Below are 19686 nucleotides of genomic sequence, written 5' to 3' on the forward strand. Positions count from 1 at the left end.
AAGCTGTTTCCGTTATTTTTGAATCGCGACCCAGAGAACACTCCATGGCTCATCAGTACCATCGCCACTTCGACCCCAATGCCCAGGACTCGCTGGCGAAACTCGCCCGCATGGTGCGTCCGGGCTCCGAGGTGCTGGATGTCGGCGCCGGTCCGGGGGTGTTGGCGTCCTATCTCATGGAGGAGCGGGCCTGTTATGTCGATGGCATCGAGTATGACCCGACGTCCGCCGAGCAGGGACAGCGGTTCTTTCGCGCGTTGTGGGTGGCGGACCTGAATCTGGAGGATCCCGCGCGGCTGGTGGGAAAGGCGCGCTACGACTTTATCGTCTGCGCCGACATCCTGGAACACCTCGTCGCCCCGGAGGCACTGCTGCCCCGACTCGCCGGCTTACTCAAACCGGACGGTCAATTGCTCCTCTCGGTGCCCAACGTGGCACACGCCGGGCTGATCGCCGAGTTGATCGGCGGGGAATTGCGCTACCGTCAGGAGGGCCTGCTGGACCGGACCCACCTGCGCTTTTTTACCCGCGCCTCGTTGCGGCGCCTGCTCGACGACGGCGGTTTGCGCGCCTTGACGTTCGATCAGGTGAAGGTACCGATCGAGCAAAGCGAATTCTCGCCTGCGGCCTTGACCGACCTGGCCGAACCGGTCCGCGAGTGTCTGCTTGCCGGAGAAGACGCCGAGACCTACCAGTTCATCGTCAGTTGCGTGCCTCGGGAGGCTGGCGTAACGCACCCCGGATCGCTGGACAGCTCCGCGTCGAGTCCGGTGCCGCAACCGCTCCAGAATCCGGCGCCAGTGGACATCGTCATCCCGGTCCATGCCGGACTGACCGAGACTCAGGCATGCATCGAGAGCGTGCTGGGCGCGCCCGTCGTGACCCCCTTTGAACTGGTGGTCATCGACGACCTGAGTCCCGAGCCAGCCCTGCGCGACTGGCTGCGCGGACTGGCCGGGCAGGGGCGCCTGACCCTCTTGGAGAATGCGGAGAATCAGGGTTACGTGGTCTCGGTCAACCGCGGCATGGCCCTGCATCCGGAGCGGGATGTCGTCCTGCTGAACAGCGATACGGAGGTGGCGAACGACTGGCTCGACCGGCTGCGCGCCGCCGCCTACCAGGCGCCGGACGTGGGCACCGTCACGCCATTCGCCAACAGCGGCGCGACCATTTGCAGCTACCCGCTGTTCTGCGTGGACAATCCGCTCCCGGAGGGCTGGGATGTCGCCGCGCTCGACGCGCTGATGCGCGCGACCAACCCCGGCGCGGGGGTGGATCTGCCGACCTCGGTAGGCTACTGCACCTATCTGCGCCGCGACTGCCTGCGCGCGGTCGGCCCCTTCGACGCGGAAGCCTTCGGACGCGGCTACGGCGAGGAAAACGATTTCAGCATGCGCGCCCGCTATCGCGGCTGGCGCCATCGTCTGGCCGCGGATGTCTTCGTCGTCCATCGCGGCGGCGTCAGCTTCGGCGACGCAAAGGCCGCCTTGGTCGCCAAGGCCCAGTTGACGATCCGCGAACGCCACCCCGCCTATGATCTGCTGGTGGCCGAGCATGTCCGCGAAGATCCGGCGCGCGATCTGCGCGAGCGTGTCGACTGGCAGCGTCTGGCGCGCTCGCCGCGACGACGCCTGCTGTTCGTCAGCCATGATCTGGGCGGCGGGGTGGAACGGCATCTGCGCGAGCTGGCGCAGTGGCTGGAACCCTGGGCCGAGGTGCTGGTGCTGCGGCCCGCGGGCGCGGATGGACTGGCGCTCTCCTGGCAGCGCGGGGGCGAGACGGCGACGCTGACCTTCCAGCGTAGTGTGGATTTCGACCGGCTGCTGGCGTTCCTGCGCGCGCTGCGGATCGAGCGTCTCCACGTGCATCACCTGCTGGGTCTGGAAGAGGCTGCGCGCCGGATTCTGGATGCCCTGGCGGTACCTTACGATCTGACCGTGCACGATTTCCTGCCGCTGTGTCCGCGCATCAACCTGGTCGACAGCAGCGGACATTTCTGCGATCAACCCCCGGAAGCCGACTGCGCGCGTTGCCTGGCGGCCGATCCGCACGCGCGTTCCCGCGATATCGCGGCCTGGCGCGCGCTGCATGGCGCCTGGCTGCTTGGCGCGGCGCGGGTGCTGGCGCCCAGCCGCGATACCGCGGCGCGTCTGCGGCGCGTCTGGCCCCGACTGGAGGTGCGGACGGCGGCCCATGATCAGCTTCCTCATCCCAGCGAGAACCCGCCGCCGCGACCGCGACGCTGGTCTCCCGAGACGCCCCTGCGAATTGTGGTGCTCGGACAGTTATCCCCGGTCAAGGGTCTGGATCTGCTGGCGGCCTGCGCCCGGGACGCCGCGTCGCGGAATCTGCCGCTGGAATTTCATCTGGTCGGGTATCCGCTGGGACCGCTTCCCGCCCCGACGGAAGCGCCCTTGATCGTTCACGGCCCCTACCAGGAGACCGAGCTGCCGGCACGCCTGCATTTTCTGTCGCCCCATCTGGCCTGGTTTCCGGCGCTCTGGCCGGAGACCTGGAGCTATACCCTCGGCGCCTGCCTGCAAGCCGGACTGCCGGTCGCCGCGCCGCTGCTCGGCGCCTTCCCGGAACGTCTGGCAAGCCGCCCCTGGTCCTGCCTGCTGCCGATCGGGCTGGACGCGACAACCACCAACGAACGCCTGCTGGCCTTTGCCTCCCGGACGCTGGCGACTCTGGAGACCCCGCCGCCTCCCGTCCCGCCCGCCACCGCGCCCGACGAAGAGGCGTTGGACTACCGAACGGAATATCTGGTCCCTCCCGCACCGAGCGATCCAGGAATCAAACCGGTGGCAAACGCCCGTCTCGCGGAGGACTTTTTCGCCGGGCGCGCGGCCAGACCCCGTCCCTTCGCGCTTCGGCAACAGACCGGCCAACCGTTGATCGACCAGATCGTGCGTCTGCGCGAGGAGAACGAAGCCCTGAGAGGCGGCGTGGCCGAGCGCGACGCCGTGATCGCCCAACAACTTTCGGACGCGGATCGTACCTGGAGCGAGCTGGCGAATCACCGTGCTCAACTCTCCGAACTCCTGACGCAGCAACGTGCCGAGCGTGCCGAACTGCTAGCACAGCATCGCACCGAGCGCGCCGAACTGCTGGCACTGCATCGTGCCGAGCGCGCCGAGTTGGTGGCGCGGATCGAACGCATCACGGAAGCCCTGCGGCACCGCGACGCCGAGATCGAGGTCATCTACCGCTCCCTGTCCTGGAAGCTGACGCGACCGGTGCGCGGCGCGGGCCGCGCGCTGCGGGCAACGCGGTCGAGACTGGCGCCTGCCATGCGCGCCCTCTGGCAGCGACTGCCGATTCCGCCCCAAGCGCGCTTTCGAGCCAAGAGCGCGGTCTTCCGCGCCACCGGGCCGCTGTTTCGTGGCACCCCGGCCTATGCCGCCTGGGTCGAGCAGTCACGCTGGGTCGCGCAGGGGTTGAGCGCAACCGCCGCGCTCAAGACGGTCTATCCCACCGAACCGGCGGTCGAGAATCTGCGGATTCCCGGCGGCATCGCACAAGAGCCGCGGGTCTCGGTAATCATCCCGGTCTATAACAAGCTGGACTATACCCTCGCCTGTCTCGACTCCATCGCCCGGCAGATTCCCAAGGTACCCATCGAGGTGCTGGTGGTCGATGACGGATCGAGCGACGCGACCCAGGCCCAACTTGAGGTTCGGGAAGACCTTCGCTATCTGCGCAATCCGGACAATCTGGGGTTTGTCGGATCCTGTAACCGCGGCGCGCAAGCGGCGCGCGGCGAATTTCTGTTCTTTCTGAATAACGATACGGTGGTCCTGGAAGGCTGGCTCGACACCCTGGTGCAAACCTTGATCGACATCCCCGACGCTGGACTGGTCGGCGGCAAGCTGATCTATCCGGACGGACGCTTGCAGGAAGCCGGGGGCATTATCTGGGCCGACGCCAGCGGCTGGAACTGGGGGCGTCTCGCCGATCCGGCCGCGCCCGAATTCAATTTCCTGCGCGACGCGGACTATTGCTCCGGCGCGGCGCTCCTCGTTCGCCGCGCGCTCTTCGAGGAGTTGGGCGGATTCGATGCGCGCTATGCCCCCGCGTATTACGAGGATACAGACCTGGCATTCGCGGTGCGCGCGCGCGGTCTGCGCGTGCTCTACCAGCCGCTGTCGCAGGTGATTCACTATGAAGGCGTCACCGCCGGCACCGACCTGACCAGCGGCATGAAAGCGTATCAGGTGCGCAATCTCGAACGCTTCCGGGAAAAATGGGCGGCCGAACTCGCCACCCATGGCGATGCCGAGAGCCGCCCACCGCGACTCTCGGCCGATCGTCGCGTCCGGGCGCGGATGCTGGTCATCGACGCCTGCACGCCGACCCCGGATCAGGACTCCGGCTCGCTCGACATGCTGAATTATCTGCGCCTGCTGACCGGCTTCGGATACCGGGTAACCTTTATCCCGGCCTCCGATCTCCTGCATTTCGGCCGCTACACCGCCGCCTTGCAGGCGCTGGGCGTCGAGTGTCTCTATTATCCCCATGTCGCCTCCGTCGAGCAGGTGCTCGAATCCCGCGGGACGGAGTTCGACGCGGTCATGCTGATGCGCGTCACCGTGGCCCACGGACTGATCGACAAGGTTCGCGCCTACTGCCCGCGCGCACGGATCATCTTCAATACGGTGGATCTGCATTTTCTGCGCGAGCAGCGGCTTGCGGAATTGGAAACGGGGACTCCATCGAGCCCGAGCGCCGCCGAAATGAAGCAGAAGGAATTGGCCGTGATGGCGCGCGCGGACACCACCATCGTGATCAGCCCGGTCGAGCAGGCGCTGCTGGCCCGCGAGGCGCCGGGGGTGCGGGTGCGGGTCATTCCCATCCTGCGCGAGATTCCCGGCCGCGACGCCGGGTTTGACGAGCGCTCCGGACTGATCTTCGTGGGCGGTTTCCGCCACCCGCCCAATATCGATGCCATGCTGTGGTTCCAGGCCGAGATCTGGCCGCTGCTTCGCGCCCGGCTCCCGGATCTGGAACTGTCGATCGTCGGCAGTCACATGGTGCCGGAAGTCAAGGCTTTGGAAGGCAACGGCATCCATGTCCTGGGTTTCGTGGAGGATATCGGACCGATCTTTGCCCGCGCCCGGCTCTCCGTCGCCCCCCTGCGCTACGGGGCGGGACAAAAGGGCAAGGTCGTGACCAGCCTGGGCTATGGCGTGCCCGGCGTGTTGACCAGGGTGGCGGCCGAGGGTCTGGGACTCGGCGAAGAGGAAGGCGCCCTGCTGGCCGACGAACCCGCCGACTTCGCGGAGGCCGTGATCCGACTCTATCGGGATGCCGGATTATGGCAGCGTCTGTCCGATGGCGGTCTCGCGCGGGTCGAGCGCGAATTTTCGGTCGCGGCCAATCGCGCAACGCTCGCGGCTCTGCTGGCCGAACTCGATCTGCCAGCCGTTTAACCGTAGGAGCCCGCTTGCGGGCGAGCGGAAGGCATCTTGGCACTTGGCTTCTTGGTGGATCACGTTCGCCCGCAAGCGGGCTCCTACGGGGGTATGACGCTGAGAGCTGTGCTGGCGAGCATCTACCTTGACTTGCCCCCCATCGACACCGATACTGCGCGAAATGTGTCCCCTGGAAGGGTGGAGCGAGTGGTTTTCCTCTGACTTTCCATATCCTTAAATCCGTTCATTCATCCTTCGTATCCCTGAATCCTACATGCAACCCTCCAGCGGTCGGGTTACCTTCTTCAGCCACGATGTCGTGCGGGGTTGGGCTGTCGCGGAAGACCCCGCGCGCCCGGCCGAAGTCGAAATCTTCGCCGACGGCAGACCCATCGCTCAGCTGGTGGCCAATCGTTTCGATGCCGAAGCGCACGCGTTCGGTCAGCGCGACGGTCTGGCGGGCTTTATGGCTCAACCCGGTTTCTCCCTGGGACCGTCACCGGTCTCGGTGCGTGTGGCATTGGCGGGCGGCGGCCCCGCGCTCACCGATGGCGAGGCGGTTCTCCAGCCCCTGTCGGAGCGTCCCGTGGCGGAACACCTGGCCGAACTGGAGGCTTGGCTCGATGAACGCTTCAGCACCGGCGGCGTGACGGAGGATGGCATTTATTTCGCCCATCAGCCGGTTTACGGTTTCCGGGTCGGCCCCTCCGAGGCGAATTGGTACGAGCGCTATTTGATCACCTACAGCATCATGCGGTGCTTGGCGGGTATCGAGTTCTCAAGCCTGCTCGATGCCGGTGGCGCCGAAGGTTACAAGGCGGCCTTGGCCAGAGCGCTCTTCGGATGCGCGGTAACCAGCGGCGATCTGTCGCACCAGGCCTGTCTCCGCGCACGGGAACTCTACGGCATCGATTCGCAGCGTGTAGATCTACACGCCTTACCGCACGATGACGAGAGCTGGGACGTGGTCCTCGCCAGCGAGACGCTCGAGCATGTGTTCGACCATCGGCGCGTGATCGACGAGTTGCTACGGGTGGCGCGCAGTGCCGTGGTCATCACCGTGCCGCATGAGTCTCCCGAGCATGTGGCAATGACCGTCAAAGCGAACGAGATCCATGGCCATATTCACTATTTCGACACCGAAAGTTTCGACGCCTGGCGTGAGCGCGGGATCGAGGTCGTCTGCGAAAAGATCCTCGCCACCTCGAACTGGACCGCGCTACCCGGCCAATTGATGGAGTGCGTGCCCGAGGTGGTCGCGTCAAGCGGCAGCCGCATCGTGCGTACCCTCGGCAGGCATCCTGGCCTCGCCCGAGCGCTGTTCGGCAAGCGGCTGACGGGTTCTCTGCTCGAACGCGATCCACGCCTCGCGGCGCGACCGGGGGCACCCTATCGCGGTGTGTTGGCCGTCCTGTACAAAGATCCCAGCGCCCGCCGGACTAAACCGTCGCGCCGGGTGAGGATGCGCGACATCCTCGATTTCCGTACCCCTCGCATCCGCCCCAACCTGGACGGGCTGCCGCCGAGACGATTCGGACCTTGACGGGTTAGGTGGTTTCCTGAAAACAATCGACCCACGGAGAGGCTGTTAATGGACAGGACCACACCCAGACGACACACTGAACTCGATCCGTCAGTCTCCGCCGCCGTTGCCTGTCCACTTCAACGAAGGATCTGGAATTGCCATGAACATCATCGCGCGACTTGCACTGATTCTGTTCTGTTTGACAATGCGACCGACGTTTGCCGGAGATCGGGAGACGCCGGAGATCCAGCGAGCGGAGCAACCGACTCCGATTGTCGCGGCACATTATTTTGGCCGTCATTGGCCCAAAAATTTTCTCTCGGCCTTTCGCCGCGAGCATGTTCTGGAGGATCTGAAGCGTCTGCGCGCAGATGGTTTCAATACCGTGATTTTTCTGGTGAGTTGGGGCGACTTCCAACCGGTGATTGACCCCTGCTGCGCATGGGACGAACGCGCCTTCGCAAGGCTTGATTTTTTACTGGAGGAGGCCGCTCGGGCGGGCCTGAAGGTCATTCTACGGGTGGGCTATGCCTGGAGCTTCCATCCTCTCGCCGAACCCTCGCATGCCCGGATCGATCGCCTGGTCAACGACGACTCCGCCAGGGCGGCCTATCTCGCCTTTGCCGACCGCTTGGGACGCGAGGTGCGCGCGCACCCGCAGGTCATCATGACCTTCATGAGCTGGGAGGATCAGTGGCTCCGGCGGATCGCCCCCGAGGCGATTCCGACCTTCGACGATTATCTGAGCCTGCTGCCCGCGACCGCTCGGCCGTCGCCAGGCGCTCCCTTGCCGACTCCGGCGGGTGCCGGCGCGGCGCTTTTCAATGCGTACTGGGACTGGCTGGCGATGGACCGCCTGCACGATCCGGCGCGCCCGCTCCTGCCGAACCTGAGCTATGAAATTCGCGTCGATAAGGATCCCTCTTACGCCACCGGAGAGGACGGCACCCAACAACTGGTCGGCTGGCTCGATCATCGCGCCCTGTATCGCCAGCGAGGGAGCGCTCCGGTGACGATCTACTGGGCGCCCTACTGGGGCGCCGAAAACACGGGCGAGCACTTGAGCGCGCACCGTAGCGCCGAACTCCTGACCGCCCTGCTGCGCGAGACCCGCGAGTTCTCCGGTCAGCGCGAGATTTTTATCGATCAATTCAATGTGGTGGACAATACGCCAGGACACGAGAACAACGCGATCCTCGCACCCGAGGAAATCGACGGGTTCCTGAACGAGGCGATCTGCGTCATGCAGCAACATGGAGTCATCGGCTACGGCTACTGGACGACCCGCGACTATCGGGAAAGCCCACTGCATAATCCCTCCTTCGGCTACGGACTGGAGGGTTGGATCCTGACTCCCGCGCACTCTCACCCGCCATCCAGCGAGCTGCACAACCTGCCCAATGGCGATCTCGAACTGGAATTGTCCTCGGGGGATGCGCTAGAGCAGACCGTGACGACGGCCTATGGACGTTTGCCCGCTCCGGATGCGCGGCCGGATCGCGTCTGCGTCGAGGTCGACGCGGCGGGCGTTGGTGCGCTGACGATCTCCGCGGGCGATCCGACCCAGCCCTCCCGTCTGCCCTTCGCGCCCGGCACGGACAGGATGCAGTGCGCCGACATTGTCGCGCTCCCCGCCGATGAGCGTCTGACGCTGCGGCTGCTGGCCGAGGCGGACACCTCGCTGCGACTGCACGGCGTCTGGCTCTTCGATCACACGCAGTTCGGCGGGCTCTACGATGTGGACGGAAAACCCGGCCCACTGCATGCGTCGCTGGTGCGGCTCAATCGCGAGTTCGGGAGCGGAACACCGCCGAGCCGCTGCGCCCCCTAACCTCAACCGCGACTCGGGCGTTCCCGAGTCGCCATCAAGATTCGCTCAGGAGTCTCCGCATGGCCCATACGTCCCTGGTCTTTCGCGCGCGCGCGGCGCTCGGACAACTCCGGTCACTCCCTGCCCGTCTGCGCCACGGCCTAACGCACGCCCAGGGAACGACCGCCCCGCCCCCGCTCAACGTCACGATCCTCGCATCCCATGCGGAGTACCTCCGCCACCGCGAGCGGACCCAATCCCGCGCTCGGGCACGGGACGCGGCCGAACGCGCCCTGCTGGACGCACGGGACAGTTTTCGCGTCGACGGTTTTTGCTATCCCTGCGGCGCGCCCAGCGCTTTCGAGGTCGATTACCGCTACGGCAGCGAAAGCGAGGGAGTTCGCATCCCGAACTGGCGCGAGACTCTCATTTGCGAATGCTGCGGACTCAACAATCGGCTCCGTGCCTCGGTCGAGTTGTTCGACCGCTTTTGCCGGGCGCAACGGACCGACCGGATTTACATCACGGAACAGACCACCCCGATGTACCGCTGGCTGGTCGATCGCTACGCGCAGGTGACCGGCAGCGAGTATCTTGGCGACCGGATTCCCTTTGGCGCGGTCAACGCCCAAGGGGTGCGCAACGAGAGCTTGACCCAATTGAGCTTTCCCGACGCGACCTTCGACCGGATGATCTCGTTCGACGTGCTGGAACACATTCCCGATGTCGCCAAGGCGTTGCGCGAATGTCACCGCTGTCTCAAGCCGGGCGGCCATCTGCTGCTCAGCGTCCCCTTCGTCGTCTCTGCCGAGCACACCCTGGTACGCGCCCGCGTGAGCGCGAACGGCGAAGTGGAACATCTGCTGCCGCCCGAATACCATGGCGACCCGCTGAGTTCGGATGGCTGCCTGTGCTTTTATCATTTCGGCTGGGATCTTCTGGAGCAACTCCGGGCGTCGGGATTCGGCGAGGCGCGGGTACTGCTCTACTGGTCGCGCGAGTTGGGCTATCTGGGGGGCGAGCAACTCCAGATTTTCGCCACCAAATAGAGTGGTGACGATGACCGGGAACACGCGGGAAATCCGCAATCTCTACCGTGCCGATATCGATGGTTTGCGTGCCATCGCCGTGTTATCGGTCATGATCTATCACCTGAACGCGCAGTGGCTCCCTGGCGGCTTCGTCGGGGTCGACATTTTTTTCGTCATCTCGGGTTTTGTGGTCACCGGCGCGCTCGCCGCCTCGCAGGCAACGCATGCGCTCGCCTTCATCGGCGAGTTTTATGCCCGCCGTCTGGCGCGCATCATGCCCGCCCTGGTGTTGATGCTCTGCACGACCGCCCTGCTCGCCACCGTGTTCATTCCGCAGGCCTGGCTGAGCGGACTCAGCGAGCGCACCGCCCTGTTCGCCTTCGCCGGCCTGAGCAACTGGACGATGCAGCAGAACGACGACACCTATTTCGCTCCCCGCGCGGAATTCAATCCCTATACGCATACCTGGTCGCTCGGCGTCGAGGAGCAGTTTTATCTGATTGTGCCGCTGATTATTTTTCTCTGGCTGCTGGGACGCCGCGCGGCGCACGCGGAGCGTCGGCACTGGTGGTTTATCGGTCTGCTCTTTCTGCTCTGCACCGCGTCCTTCCTGGGCTGTCTCTATGCAACCGAGACCAACCCCACGGCCGCCTTTTATTTTCTGGGGTTTCGTTTCTGGGAACTCGGCCTTGGCGCGCTGCTCTATCTCGTCACGCTGGAGCGCGCGACGCTCGCCCCGGCCCTCGCGCGCGCGCTGCAAGGTCCGCTGCCCTGGCTTGGCGCGCTCCTGATCGGCCTTGCCTGTCTGTTCGCCCAGGCCGACCGTTTCCCCTGGCCCTGGGCCTTGCCTGCGGTGCTCGGCAGTCTGCTCGTGATCGGCGGCGTGCGGGCAGACCTCAAGACGCCGGTTCGCCGTTGGCTTGCCGTCGCGCCGCTGTTGTGGATCGGCAAGCGTTCCTATTCGCTCTATCTTTGGCATTGGCCGCTCTACGTGCTCCTGCGCTGGACCCTGGGTCTGCACACCCTGCCCCTGCAGTTCGCCGCCGTCGCGGGAACCTTTGCGCTCGCGACCTTAAGCTATCGCTATGTGGAAACGCCGTTACGGCACCATCGACGCATGGAACAATGGCCTCCACTGGCGCGGATTGCGTTCTTCGTCGTACTCACCGTGCTCGGCTGGTGGGCGGTGCAGCACCTCTTCGCACATCCCAGCCGCTACAGCCTGAGCACGGTGAGCCGCCATCCGGGCGACTGGTACTCGGGCGACCATATGTCCAATACGAATCCAGCCGAGCGCGTCTGCGCGGTCAAACTGGAACATCACCCCATTGGCGGGGGCCTGGAATTTCGCTACGTGCCGCACCAGTGTCGCGATCGGTCGCCATCCGGCATGGCGCATGTGCTTGGCGATTCGCATGCCGTCGCCTATTTACCCATGTTCGAGCAATTCAGCGCCGAGACCGGCCGTACCGTCAGCGTCTATACATTTGCCGGCTGCGCATTCATCGACTTCCGTCGCCCGCTGTCCGTCGATCGCCCGGCCGGCTGCAACGACTTCAATCGCGCCATCGTGCAACGGGTGCGCGAGACGGCAAACGCTGGCGATATCCTGTTCCTGCCCAGTCTGCGCATCGACCGTTTCGGCGACCAATGGACATCCTTCGATCATGACGTGTTCCAGACGATGTACAGTCCCGCCGCGCTGAAACCGCGCGAGGATGCCCTTGAGGATGCGAAAGAATGGCTGCGACCCTTCGTCGACCAACAACTGCGGATCGTTTTCGAGGCGCCTAAACCGATTTTCAGGGCACCCGCGTTTCGTTGCTCGGACTGGTTCAACCGTCACAACCCGATTTGCGTCGGCAACAACCGTCAACCGCGCGAAGAACTGGAACGTCTGCGCGCACCCATCGTGGCGAGCATGCGCGAGCTTGCCCGGATCTTCCCCAGCATCTCGGTCTGGGATCCCTTTCCGTTCCTGTGCCCCGGCGAGGTCTGCTCCACGAGCAAGGATGGCCGCCCGCTCTTTTTCGACGGCGACCACCCGAGCGCCTATGGCAACGCGCTGCTGTATCCCGATTTCAAGGCGCATCTCGACGCGCGCTCGGCCAATCCATAAGCTGCCGCCATGCCGACACGCTCCGATAGTTCGTGCCCACCCCTGCCAGACGGCGATCCCGCGTTCACGCCATGATCATGCGGATTGCCGCGAGGATGCTCCATGTCCTGCGCACCGAGGGGGCTGGCGTGCTTTTGCGCAAGCTGGCCCGGCGCGTTCGCGCAACGCCCCTGGCGGTCAAGGATCCGCCCGTCGTCCTGACCTGCCAGACGCCCTTGCAGCCGCTCTCCCTACCCGTGACCGAGTCGCCCCTGGCCTCGATCGTCATTCCGGCACACGCCTGTTTCGCGCACACGCATCATTGTCTCGCCGCCCTGGCGCGCGCGGGCGCGCGGGCCGCCTTCGAGGTCATCGTCGTCACCGCGCGCCCGGATGACGAAGCCGCCGAGCGGCTCGCCCGGTATCCGGGCCTGCGCCTGATCATGAACCCAAACCCGCCCGCTCCGGGAATCGCCAACGCCCGTAACCGGGGCGCGGAACTGGCGCGCGGCGCGACCGTCGTCTTTCTGAATCCAGACACCCAGGTCCAATCGGGCTGGCTCGACGCCCTGCTCCAGACCTTCCAGGATGTCCCGGACGCGGGCATGGTCGGGAGCCGCCTGCTCTATCCGGACGGTCGCCAGCGGGAGGCCGGCGGGATCCTCTTCGACGATGGGACCGCCGGGAGCTACGGCGATCGGGATGACCCTGACAAGCCTGAATACAGCTACCGGCGCGCCGTCGATTATTGCTCCGGCGCGGCGCTTGCCATCAGGGCCGGTCTCTTCCGCCAACTCGGCGGCTTCGACGTCAGCCTCGCGCCCGACGGCAGGGAGGATCTCGATCTCGCCATCCGCGTCAGGGCCGCGGGCTTCCAGGTCTACTATCAGCCGACCTCGACGGTCGTTCAGGGAGACGACGCCGCCACCGCCCGCCACGACCGGAGCGGCTCGGGGTTTAAGATCGCACGGCGTTTCCTGGCCGGAACCTGGCGTCAACGCCGGCAACCGGAACCGCTCGCCCCCGGATCGCCGGACACGGACATCGCGCGCATCAAGGAGCGCCAGATCCGGCGACGCGCCTTCGTGGCGGACAATTACATGCTGACTCCGGACCGGGAGTCCGGCTCGCTACGGATGTCCAATCTGTTCGTCGTCCTCCAGGAACTGGGATTCAAGATAACCTTCGCGGCGGCCAATCTGGAGGCGCCCGAGCCCTATGTCTCGCAGCTTCAGGCGCGCGGTGTCGAATGTCTCTATCGCCCCTATGTCCGTTCGCTCGCCCATCACCTGGAGACCCAGGGGCACCTCTACGATCTGGTCATCGCGAGCCGCGCGGACACGGCGGCGGCCGTACTTCCCATCGCCCGACGCCATTGCCCGAACGCGCGGCTCCTGTTCGATACCGTCGACCTGCATTACCTGCGCGAGGCCCGTCTCGCCGAACTCGCCGGACACCGCTCCACCCGAACCCTGGCCGACTGGCGCAAGCGTCAGGAACTCGGGCTGATCGATGCCGCGGACGCGACGCTCGTGGTCAGCCCGGTGGAACTTGAGCTTCTGCGAACCGAGCGACCGCGGGCGCGACTCTATTGCGTCTCCAATGTCCATCGTATCCATGGCAGCGCCACCCCCTGTCGGGAGCGCCAGGATCTACTGTTCATCGGTGCCTTCGCCCATCCGCCGAACGCGGATGCCGTGCGCTGGCTGATTCGGGACATCCTGCCGCTGGCACGCGCGCGTCTTCCCGGCCTGCACTGTCATCTCATCGGGGCCGATCCTCCAGCCGCGATCCGCGCACTGGCCGCGCAAGCCGGCGCCGGGGTCACGCTCCATGGTTATGTGCCAGACGTGAAGCCCTGGTTCGATCAATGTCGGCTCTCGGTCGCGCCGCTACGCTATGGCGCCGGCGTCAAGGGTAAGATCAACCAGAGTCTGGCCCACGGGCTTCCCGTGGTCGCAACCGGCATGGCGGCGGAAGGCATGTTTCTGGTCGATGGCGAATCGGTGTTGCTCGCCGAGACTCCCGCCGACTTCGCCGCGGCCATCGTGCGTCTTTACACCGACGAGGCGCTCTGGGAGCGACTGTCGACTGGCGGTCTATCGGTCATGGAACGTCATTTCAGTTTCGCCGCCGCGAGGCGGGCCATTGCGGAGGCGATCGATGCCCAAATCTGACACAAGCAACGCGCTCGCCCCCGCCGAGCCGGCAGTCAGCGTCCTGATCGTCAACTACAACGCCGGCGCGTTGCTCGCGGATTGTGTCGCGGCGGTTCTGGAGTCGTCGCTCGGGCTTCAGGTGCTGATCGGCGACAACGGCTCCAGCGACGACAGCCTTCGCGCAGTGCGCGCCCGGTTCGGCGACGATCCGCGACTGACCCTGGTCGAGCATGGAGCCAATCTCGGGTTCGCGGCGGGCAACAACCGGCTGCTTCATCTGGCCCAGGCGCCCTATCTGCTGTTCCTGAATCCGGACTGCATCGTCCAGCCTCACACCCTGGAGCGGATGCTCCACTTCATGGACGCGACGCCGGACGCGGGGATGGCCGGGTGTGTCATCCGCGATCCCGACGGCACCGAGCAGGTGGCCAGCCGGCGCGCGATTCCCGACCCCTGGATCGGTCTGGTGCGTGTGTTGCGGCTTGATCGTCTCTGGCCGACCCTGACGCGCGGAAAACGCCTGAACCTGACCGATCAGCCGCTGCCGGACCAGCCGACGCGCGTGGCGGCCATCTCCGGTTCCTTCATGCTGGTGCGCCGAGCGGCGCTGAAGGCGGTGGGTCCGCTCGATACCGGCTATTTTCTGCACTGCGAGGATCTGGACTGGTTCGTGCGTTTCGCCCGCGCCGGCTGGGGGATCTATCTGGTGCCCGACGCGGAGGCGATTCACCACAAGGGCGCCTGTAGTCATGCGCGACCCTTGCGGGTCGAGTGGCACAAGCATCGCGGGATGGCCCGTTTCTTTCGCAAATTCCAGCGCGACGACTACCCGCGTCTCTTCGGTCTGCTGGTGCTGATCGGGATCTGGGGGCATTTCGCGGCGGTGGCGACGCTGCTCGGGGCACGCCGCATGGGACGCATCCTGATGGGCGGAGGAGGTACGGCGCGATGACTGGCGGGCACGCAGAGTCGCTTCGGGGCGTTCCGGTGCTGGTGACCGGCGCGACCGGCAAGCTCGGTCGTCATCTCGTGACGGCCTTGCTCGGGGAAGGCGCGCGAGTCGCGATCCTGACGCGGGATTGCCGTCGCGCCGGCGCGCTTTGGCCCGGCGCGCCGATCGACTGTCGCCGCGCCGATCTGACCGATGCCGCGTCGCTGAATGCGGTGCTCGACGGGATCGACACCGTCTTTCATCTGGCAAGCTACTCGCCAGCCCCCGGCGAGCCAGACATCTACGAAGCGCCCTCGCACTGGCCGATCACGGCCATCGGTACGCGCAATCTGACACGGGTTGTTGCGGTCTCCCAAGTGCGCCATCTGGTCTATGCGAGCAGCGTTAAGGCGATGGGCGATGCCGCAGGGGCGCGGGGGCGTCCGGCCGACGAGGACGACGAACCACAACCGGAAACGCTCTACGGCCGCGCCAAACTCGACGCCGAGCGCAGCATTCTGGCTCTGGGGTTAGCGCAACCGATTCAGGTCAGCGTGCTACGCCTGCCGATGGTCTATGGGCTGAAGGGTCAGGGCAACGTGGCGCGCTTGATCGACGCCATCGCCCGTCGCCGCTTTCCGCCCTGGCCGCGCGTGGACAATCGCCGTTCCGCCGTGCATGTCGCGGATGCGGTGCGGGCGCTGCTCGTACTGGCCCGCGATCCGCGCGTCAATGGACAGGTCTATCTGGTCACCGATGGTCGGCAGTATTCGACTCGCTGGCTCTACGAGCGGATCTGTCTGGCGCTGGGGCGCCCAATCCCCGCCTGGGCCGTGCCGCTGTGGGCGCTACGCTTCGCGGCGGAACTGGGCAGCCGGATCGAGCGCGTCAGCGGCCGATCCATGCCATTGAATCTAAATGGTTTATCCAAGCTCACCGGCGATGCCTGGTACTCCTCGGAGAAGCTTCGGCGCGAGCTGGAATTCATTCCGGAACACGACCTGGAGCAGGACATCCCCCGGATGGTCAGCGAGTCTCTCGCCGCTCGGCGAGTCGGCTAAGAAGCCGTCCATCAACAATTTCCCCCTGAATCGGCGTCGCCCGCAAGCGGGCTCCTACGCGCCCCGAAGGAGCCCGCTTGCGGGCGACTTGGCTGTCGGTTTCAGCGATTCGGGCAATCATTGCTGGACGGTTTCTAAACAGCGTCCGGCGGATCGTGCCGTTGAGCACGATCCGGCGGGCGGTGAAACCAAGAGCGTCGGAGCAAACGCAGCCTAATACTGATTCATCGGGCGAAAGGCGGGCGCCGATGGCCAGTCGGTCGCTGGAGTCTGTTGGGTCGGCGGCGGGCCGGGCGGCTGCCGCGCTTCCAGTTCCTCGATGCGCCGCTTGAGCGTCTCGATCTCGGCTTGATCGGCGTTGCCCGCCATCGGGGCGGCGGGCGCCACGGGCGCTACGGCGGGAGCGCCGCCGTAATAACCCGGAGCGCCGTAAGGGGCGCCATAGACACCCGGTCCATAGCCATAGCCGCCAGGCGGGCCATAGGGATAGGGACCATCCGCGTAAGGCTCGTCGTCGCGGTCATCGCCGTTCATCCAGCGACTGGGATTCATCATATTGCCGAAGTCGAATGCCTGGCTCACCGGCGCATGGGCCGTCAAGGCGAGCAAGGCGCTCAAGGACAGGACGGAAAGGGTTTGGTGGGGCTTGGTAGACACGGCCATGATTTCCTCCAAATGTTGGTTTTTTATTCTCGTTCGGTCGGACGATCACCCAGATGCGCTCCTGGTTTGATGGCGCGACCTTCAAATCTCAAGACTCTTGCTTTTCTTCATTGCCTGGCCTGGCCTGGCGGATCGCGCGCAACCGGGTTGCGCGATGTGCAGCGATCAGCCGTGCTGGTGATCGTGCGCGTGCTGATGACCCTGATGATGGTCATGGTGATGATGCCCGCCGCCCTGGGCGCCAGCGGCGTGATCCAGCGTCAGCCGGGCGCGCTGGGCCTGCCGCTCGTCGCGCAGCCATTGCAGCCAGGGCTCCAGGTTGCCGCCGGGACGGGTGGAGACGATCTCGAACGGTGCCGCGCTGGCCAATTGGCGCAGATAACCCTCGGCCCGCTCGGGCTGGAACTCGGGGAGTACCGATAGCAGATCGGCCTTGGTGCAGAGCACCAGATCGGCGGTGCGAAACATCACCGGATACTTGGCGGGCTTGTCGTCGCCCTCGGGCACCGACAGCAGGGCGATATTGCGATGCTGGCCCAGGTCGAAACTGGCGGGGCAAACCAGATTGCCAACGTTCTCGATGAACAGCAGGTCGATGCCGTCGAGATCCAGGTGATGCAGCGCCGTATGCACCAGATGGGCGTCCAGATGACAGGCGCTGCCGGTCGCGATCTGAATCGCCGGCACGCCCTTGGCGCGGATGCGTTCGGCGTCGTTCTCGGTCTCCAGATCGCCCTCGATCACGGCGATGCGAAACTCGCCGCCGAGCGCCTCGATGGTCGCCTCCAGCAGGCTGGTCTTGCCCGCGCCGGGCGAGGACATGAGATTGAGCGCCAGCACCCCATGATGGTCGAAGTGTTCCCGATTATGGGCGGCCTGATGATCGTTCTCGGACAGCAGACCCTGGAGAACGGTGACGGCCGCGCGGCCATCCTCGGTGAGCGCGTGCTTCCCGTCGGCGCGCACGAGATGTTCGTTTCCCGGTGTGACGTTGCAGCCGCAGGTATTGCACATGATGGAATCTCCCAGCGAAATTATCAGTGTATGGTATCCCGGATCGCGCATCCGGTGCGCGAATTCGACCATCCTCAACGCCGTACTCAAGCCATCAGCATCTCGACCCATTCCAGTTGCCCCGGCAGGCAAACCCTCTTCAGATCGTAGTGACGCTGGGCAAACCTTCGGGCATTCTCTCCCAGCCGGACACGGGCGGGCGGATCGTCCAGCAGCGCGCACACCGCAGCGGCCAGCCCCGATACGTCGAAAAAATCCACCAGCCGACCGGTCTCGTCATGCGCGATTGCCTCGCGTAGGGGCTGGGTGTCGCTGGCGACGATGGCGCAACCCGCGCTCATGGCTTCCAGCAGACTCCAGCTCAGCACGAACGGATAGGTGAGATAAACATGCACCCGGGAGAGTTGCAGCAGCGGAATGAAATGTTGGTAGGGCACATGGCCGAGAAAATGAACCCGCGCCCAATCGTCGTCGCGGATGCGCGGCCGGACCTCTTGGACGAAGCGGTCTTTCCAGGTGCCCCCGCCCTCGGGTCGCGCGCCATAACTCACCGCGTCGCCGCCGACGATCAGCACCCGCGCCAAGGGGCGACGCCGCAGAATCTCCGGCAGCGCGCGCATGAAGATGTGATAGCCCCGATAGGGTTCCAGATTGCGGTTGACGAAGGTGATGACCTCGTCAGCCCTCGTCAAGACCAGCGAGCCGTTCAGGGTCAGGCTGACCTGCGGGTTGGGCGCCACCGTCCCGGTATCGATGCCGTCATGCACAACCGCGATCCGGTCGCGGAAGGGTGTCGGAAAGGTGCTGGCCTGCCAGTGCGTCGGCGACAGACCGGCATCCGCCACCTCGAAATGCAGCAGATTGTTGAGGTTCTTCAGCCGCAGCCGGCAGACATCGCCCACGTCCCGAGGCGGAAACTCGGGATCGAAGCCGACATCGGCGCCTTCCGGGCGATAATAAAACTCGCAGTAGATCCCCAGCCTCGCCCGTGGCCAGATCTCTTTCAGAAACAGACTCTCGCCCCAGCCCGGATGGGCAACGATCGCATCGGGGGTAAAGCCCTGCTCGCGCAATTGCAGCGCCGCCCGAAAGCACGCCTCGCCCCGGATGGTCTTGGTCTCGAAATCGCTCACCCAGGGGTGGACGTTTGGCGTGGTACCCCGGTTGGCCGCATAGGGCACCAGCGTCACCCCCTGCCAGACAGTGGCATCGACCGTTTGCATGGTCATAGCGACCACGCGATGCCCGCGACTCGCCAGCGCCGGTGCAAGAAATTTGAACTGGCCGGGGAAATTCTGATGGATGAAAAGGAGGTTCATGCGGTCCCCGGTCACTGCGGAAAATGCCCGAGCGCCAAGCCGCGCAGTTCATCCTCGGCCATCGGTCGCAACGTCGCCACGGACCACAAATCATAGGCCGGATGGCCCCGCCGCATGGCGGCCACCGAGACAAAACCGGCGGCTTGCAGCGTGCCGGTCAGCACCTTCTGAGTGAAGCCGCAACGGTGGGCCATATACAAATTCCCCTGGGCCAGCGAGGGGCGATGACCGTAGAGGATATCGAGCGGCGCGATCGGGCCGGCCGGACTCACATAGGCGGCGTCCGTGAGTTTGTCGTTCGCGATCAGGGCACAGACCGATTGCAGATCAGGGCAGGTGATGACGACGAAGCCGTCTTGCTTCAGCACCCGTCGGAACTCGGACAGCGCGCTCGGCACCTCGTGCGGATAGAGATGCTCGATGTTATGCGACGAGAAAACCGCATCCACCGAGGCATCGACGACCGCGGAGAGATCGGTCATGGTGCCGACGATGTCCGGCGACACCCGTTCGTCGATATCCAATCGCTGTTCAAGCCAATCGTCATTGTTGAAGCCGCGCGTGGTCTGGTCTTTCCGCTTGGGACCGCAGCCGACGTGGAGAAAGGTTTTCATGGGCGATACCGTGTCCGGAGTTGCTGACGATGTTCGACTTGTCGTGC

The 19686-nt window shown here is 65.2% G+C and carries 13 protein-coding genes; 8 read left to right on the top strand and 5 right to left on the bottom strand.

Annotation, left to right across the window (positions count from 1 at the left end; all coding sequences use genetic code 11):
* Nucleotides 1–44: 44 nt before the first annotated feature.
* On the top strand, nucleotides 45–5432 hold the full coding sequence (locus THIVI_RS22845; protein WP_014779032.1) for a glycosyltransferase: 5388 nt from the start codon (nucleotides 45–47) through the stop codon (nucleotides 5430–5432).
* Between the two features lie 226 nt (nucleotides 5433–5658).
* Here the strand turns inward: THIVI_RS22845 and THIVI_RS24735 are convergent, their stop codons facing one another.
* A complete protein-coding gene (locus THIVI_RS24735; protein WP_157174446.1) occupies nucleotides 5659–5889 on the bottom strand; it encodes a hypothetical protein in 231 nt (76 codons plus the stop codon).
* A 111-nt stretch (nucleotides 5890–6000) separates the two neighbouring features.
* On the opposite strand from THIVI_RS24735, the gene THIVI_RS13020 reads away from it, so the two are divergent.
* The 7 genes from THIVI_RS13020 to THIVI_RS13050 all read left to right on the top strand — a co-directional run bounded on the left by THIVI_RS13020 (nucleotide 6001) and on the right by THIVI_RS13050 (nucleotide 16029).
* On the top strand, nucleotides 6001–6957 hold the full coding sequence (locus THIVI_RS13020) for a class I SAM-dependent methyltransferase (protein WP_157174447.1): 957 nt from the start codon (nucleotides 6001–6003) through the stop codon (nucleotides 6955–6957).
* Between the two features lie 142 nt (nucleotides 6958–7099).
* Nucleotides 7100–8770 carry a glycoside hydrolase family 5 protein gene (locus THIVI_RS13025; protein WP_014779034.1) on the top strand — a complete coding sequence of 557 codons (1671 nt, stop codon included), beginning with the start codon at nucleotides 7100–7102 and terminating at the stop codon, nucleotides 8768–8770.
* 59 nt (nucleotides 8771–8829) lie between these two features.
* Nucleotides 8830–9798, top strand: coding sequence for a class I SAM-dependent methyltransferase (locus THIVI_RS13030; RefSeq protein WP_014779035.1), 969 nt, complete (start codon nucleotides 8830–8832; stop codon nucleotides 9796–9798).
* A gap of 10 nt (nucleotides 9799–9808) precedes the next feature.
* Nucleotides 9809–11899: an acyltransferase family protein gene (locus THIVI_RS13035; RefSeq protein ID WP_014779036.1), complete on the top strand. Its 2091-nt coding sequence runs from the start codon at nucleotides 9809–9811 to the stop codon at nucleotides 11897–11899.
* 95 nt (nucleotides 11900–11994) lie between these two features.
* Nucleotides 11995–14055: a glycosyltransferase gene (locus tag THIVI_RS13040; RefSeq protein WP_014779037.1), complete on the top strand. Its 2061-nt coding sequence runs from the start codon at nucleotides 11995–11997 to the stop codon at nucleotides 14053–14055.
* Nucleotides 14042–14989: a glycosyltransferase family 2 protein gene (locus tag THIVI_RS13045; protein WP_014779038.1), complete on the top strand. Its 948-nt coding sequence runs from the start codon at nucleotides 14042–14044 to the stop codon at nucleotides 14987–14989. The genes THIVI_RS13040 and THIVI_RS13045 overlap by 14 nt, the downstream gene beginning before the upstream one ends.
* Entirely contained in the window at nucleotides 14986–16029 is a 1044-nt protein-coding gene (locus tag THIVI_RS13050; RefSeq protein ID WP_014779039.1) for an NAD-dependent epimerase/dehydratase family protein, read from the top strand. The genes THIVI_RS13045 and THIVI_RS13050 overlap by 4 nt, the downstream gene beginning before the upstream one ends.
* Before the next feature lie 213 nt (nucleotides 16030–16242).
* On the opposite strand, the gene THIVI_RS13055 is transcribed toward THIVI_RS13050, so the two are convergent.
* From THIVI_RS13055 to THIVI_RS13070, 4 genes are all read right to left on the bottom strand, one after another.
* Nucleotides 16243–16692, bottom strand: a complete 450-nt coding sequence (locus tag THIVI_RS13055; RefSeq protein WP_014779040.1) for a hypothetical protein — start codon at nucleotides 16690–16692, stop codon at nucleotides 16243–16245.
* Between the two features lie 165 nt (nucleotides 16693–16857).
* Nucleotides 16858–17706 (bottom strand): hydrogenase nickel incorporation protein HypB, encoded by an 849-nt coding sequence (gene hypB / locus THIVI_RS13060; protein WP_014779041.1) that lies wholly within the window; start codon nucleotides 17704–17706, stop codon nucleotides 16858–16860.
* 86 nt (nucleotides 17707–17792) lie between these two features.
* Nucleotides 17793–19025 carry a glycosyltransferase gene (locus THIVI_RS13065; RefSeq protein WP_014779042.1) on the bottom strand — a complete coding sequence of 411 codons (1233 nt, stop codon included), beginning with the start codon at nucleotides 19023–19025 and terminating at the stop codon, nucleotides 17793–17795.
* Between the two features lie 11 nt (nucleotides 19026–19036).
* Nucleotides 19037–19639, bottom strand: coding sequence for a class I SAM-dependent methyltransferase (locus tag THIVI_RS13070; protein ID WP_014779043.1), 603 nt, complete (start codon nucleotides 19637–19639; stop codon nucleotides 19037–19039).
* Between the last annotated feature and the right edge of the window lie 47 nt (nucleotides 19640–19686).

The sequence above is a fragment of the Thiocystis violascens DSM 198 genome, from assembly GCF_000227745.2.
Taxonomy (GTDB): domain Bacteria; phylum Pseudomonadota; class Gammaproteobacteria; order Chromatiales; family Chromatiaceae; genus Chromatium; species Chromatium violascens.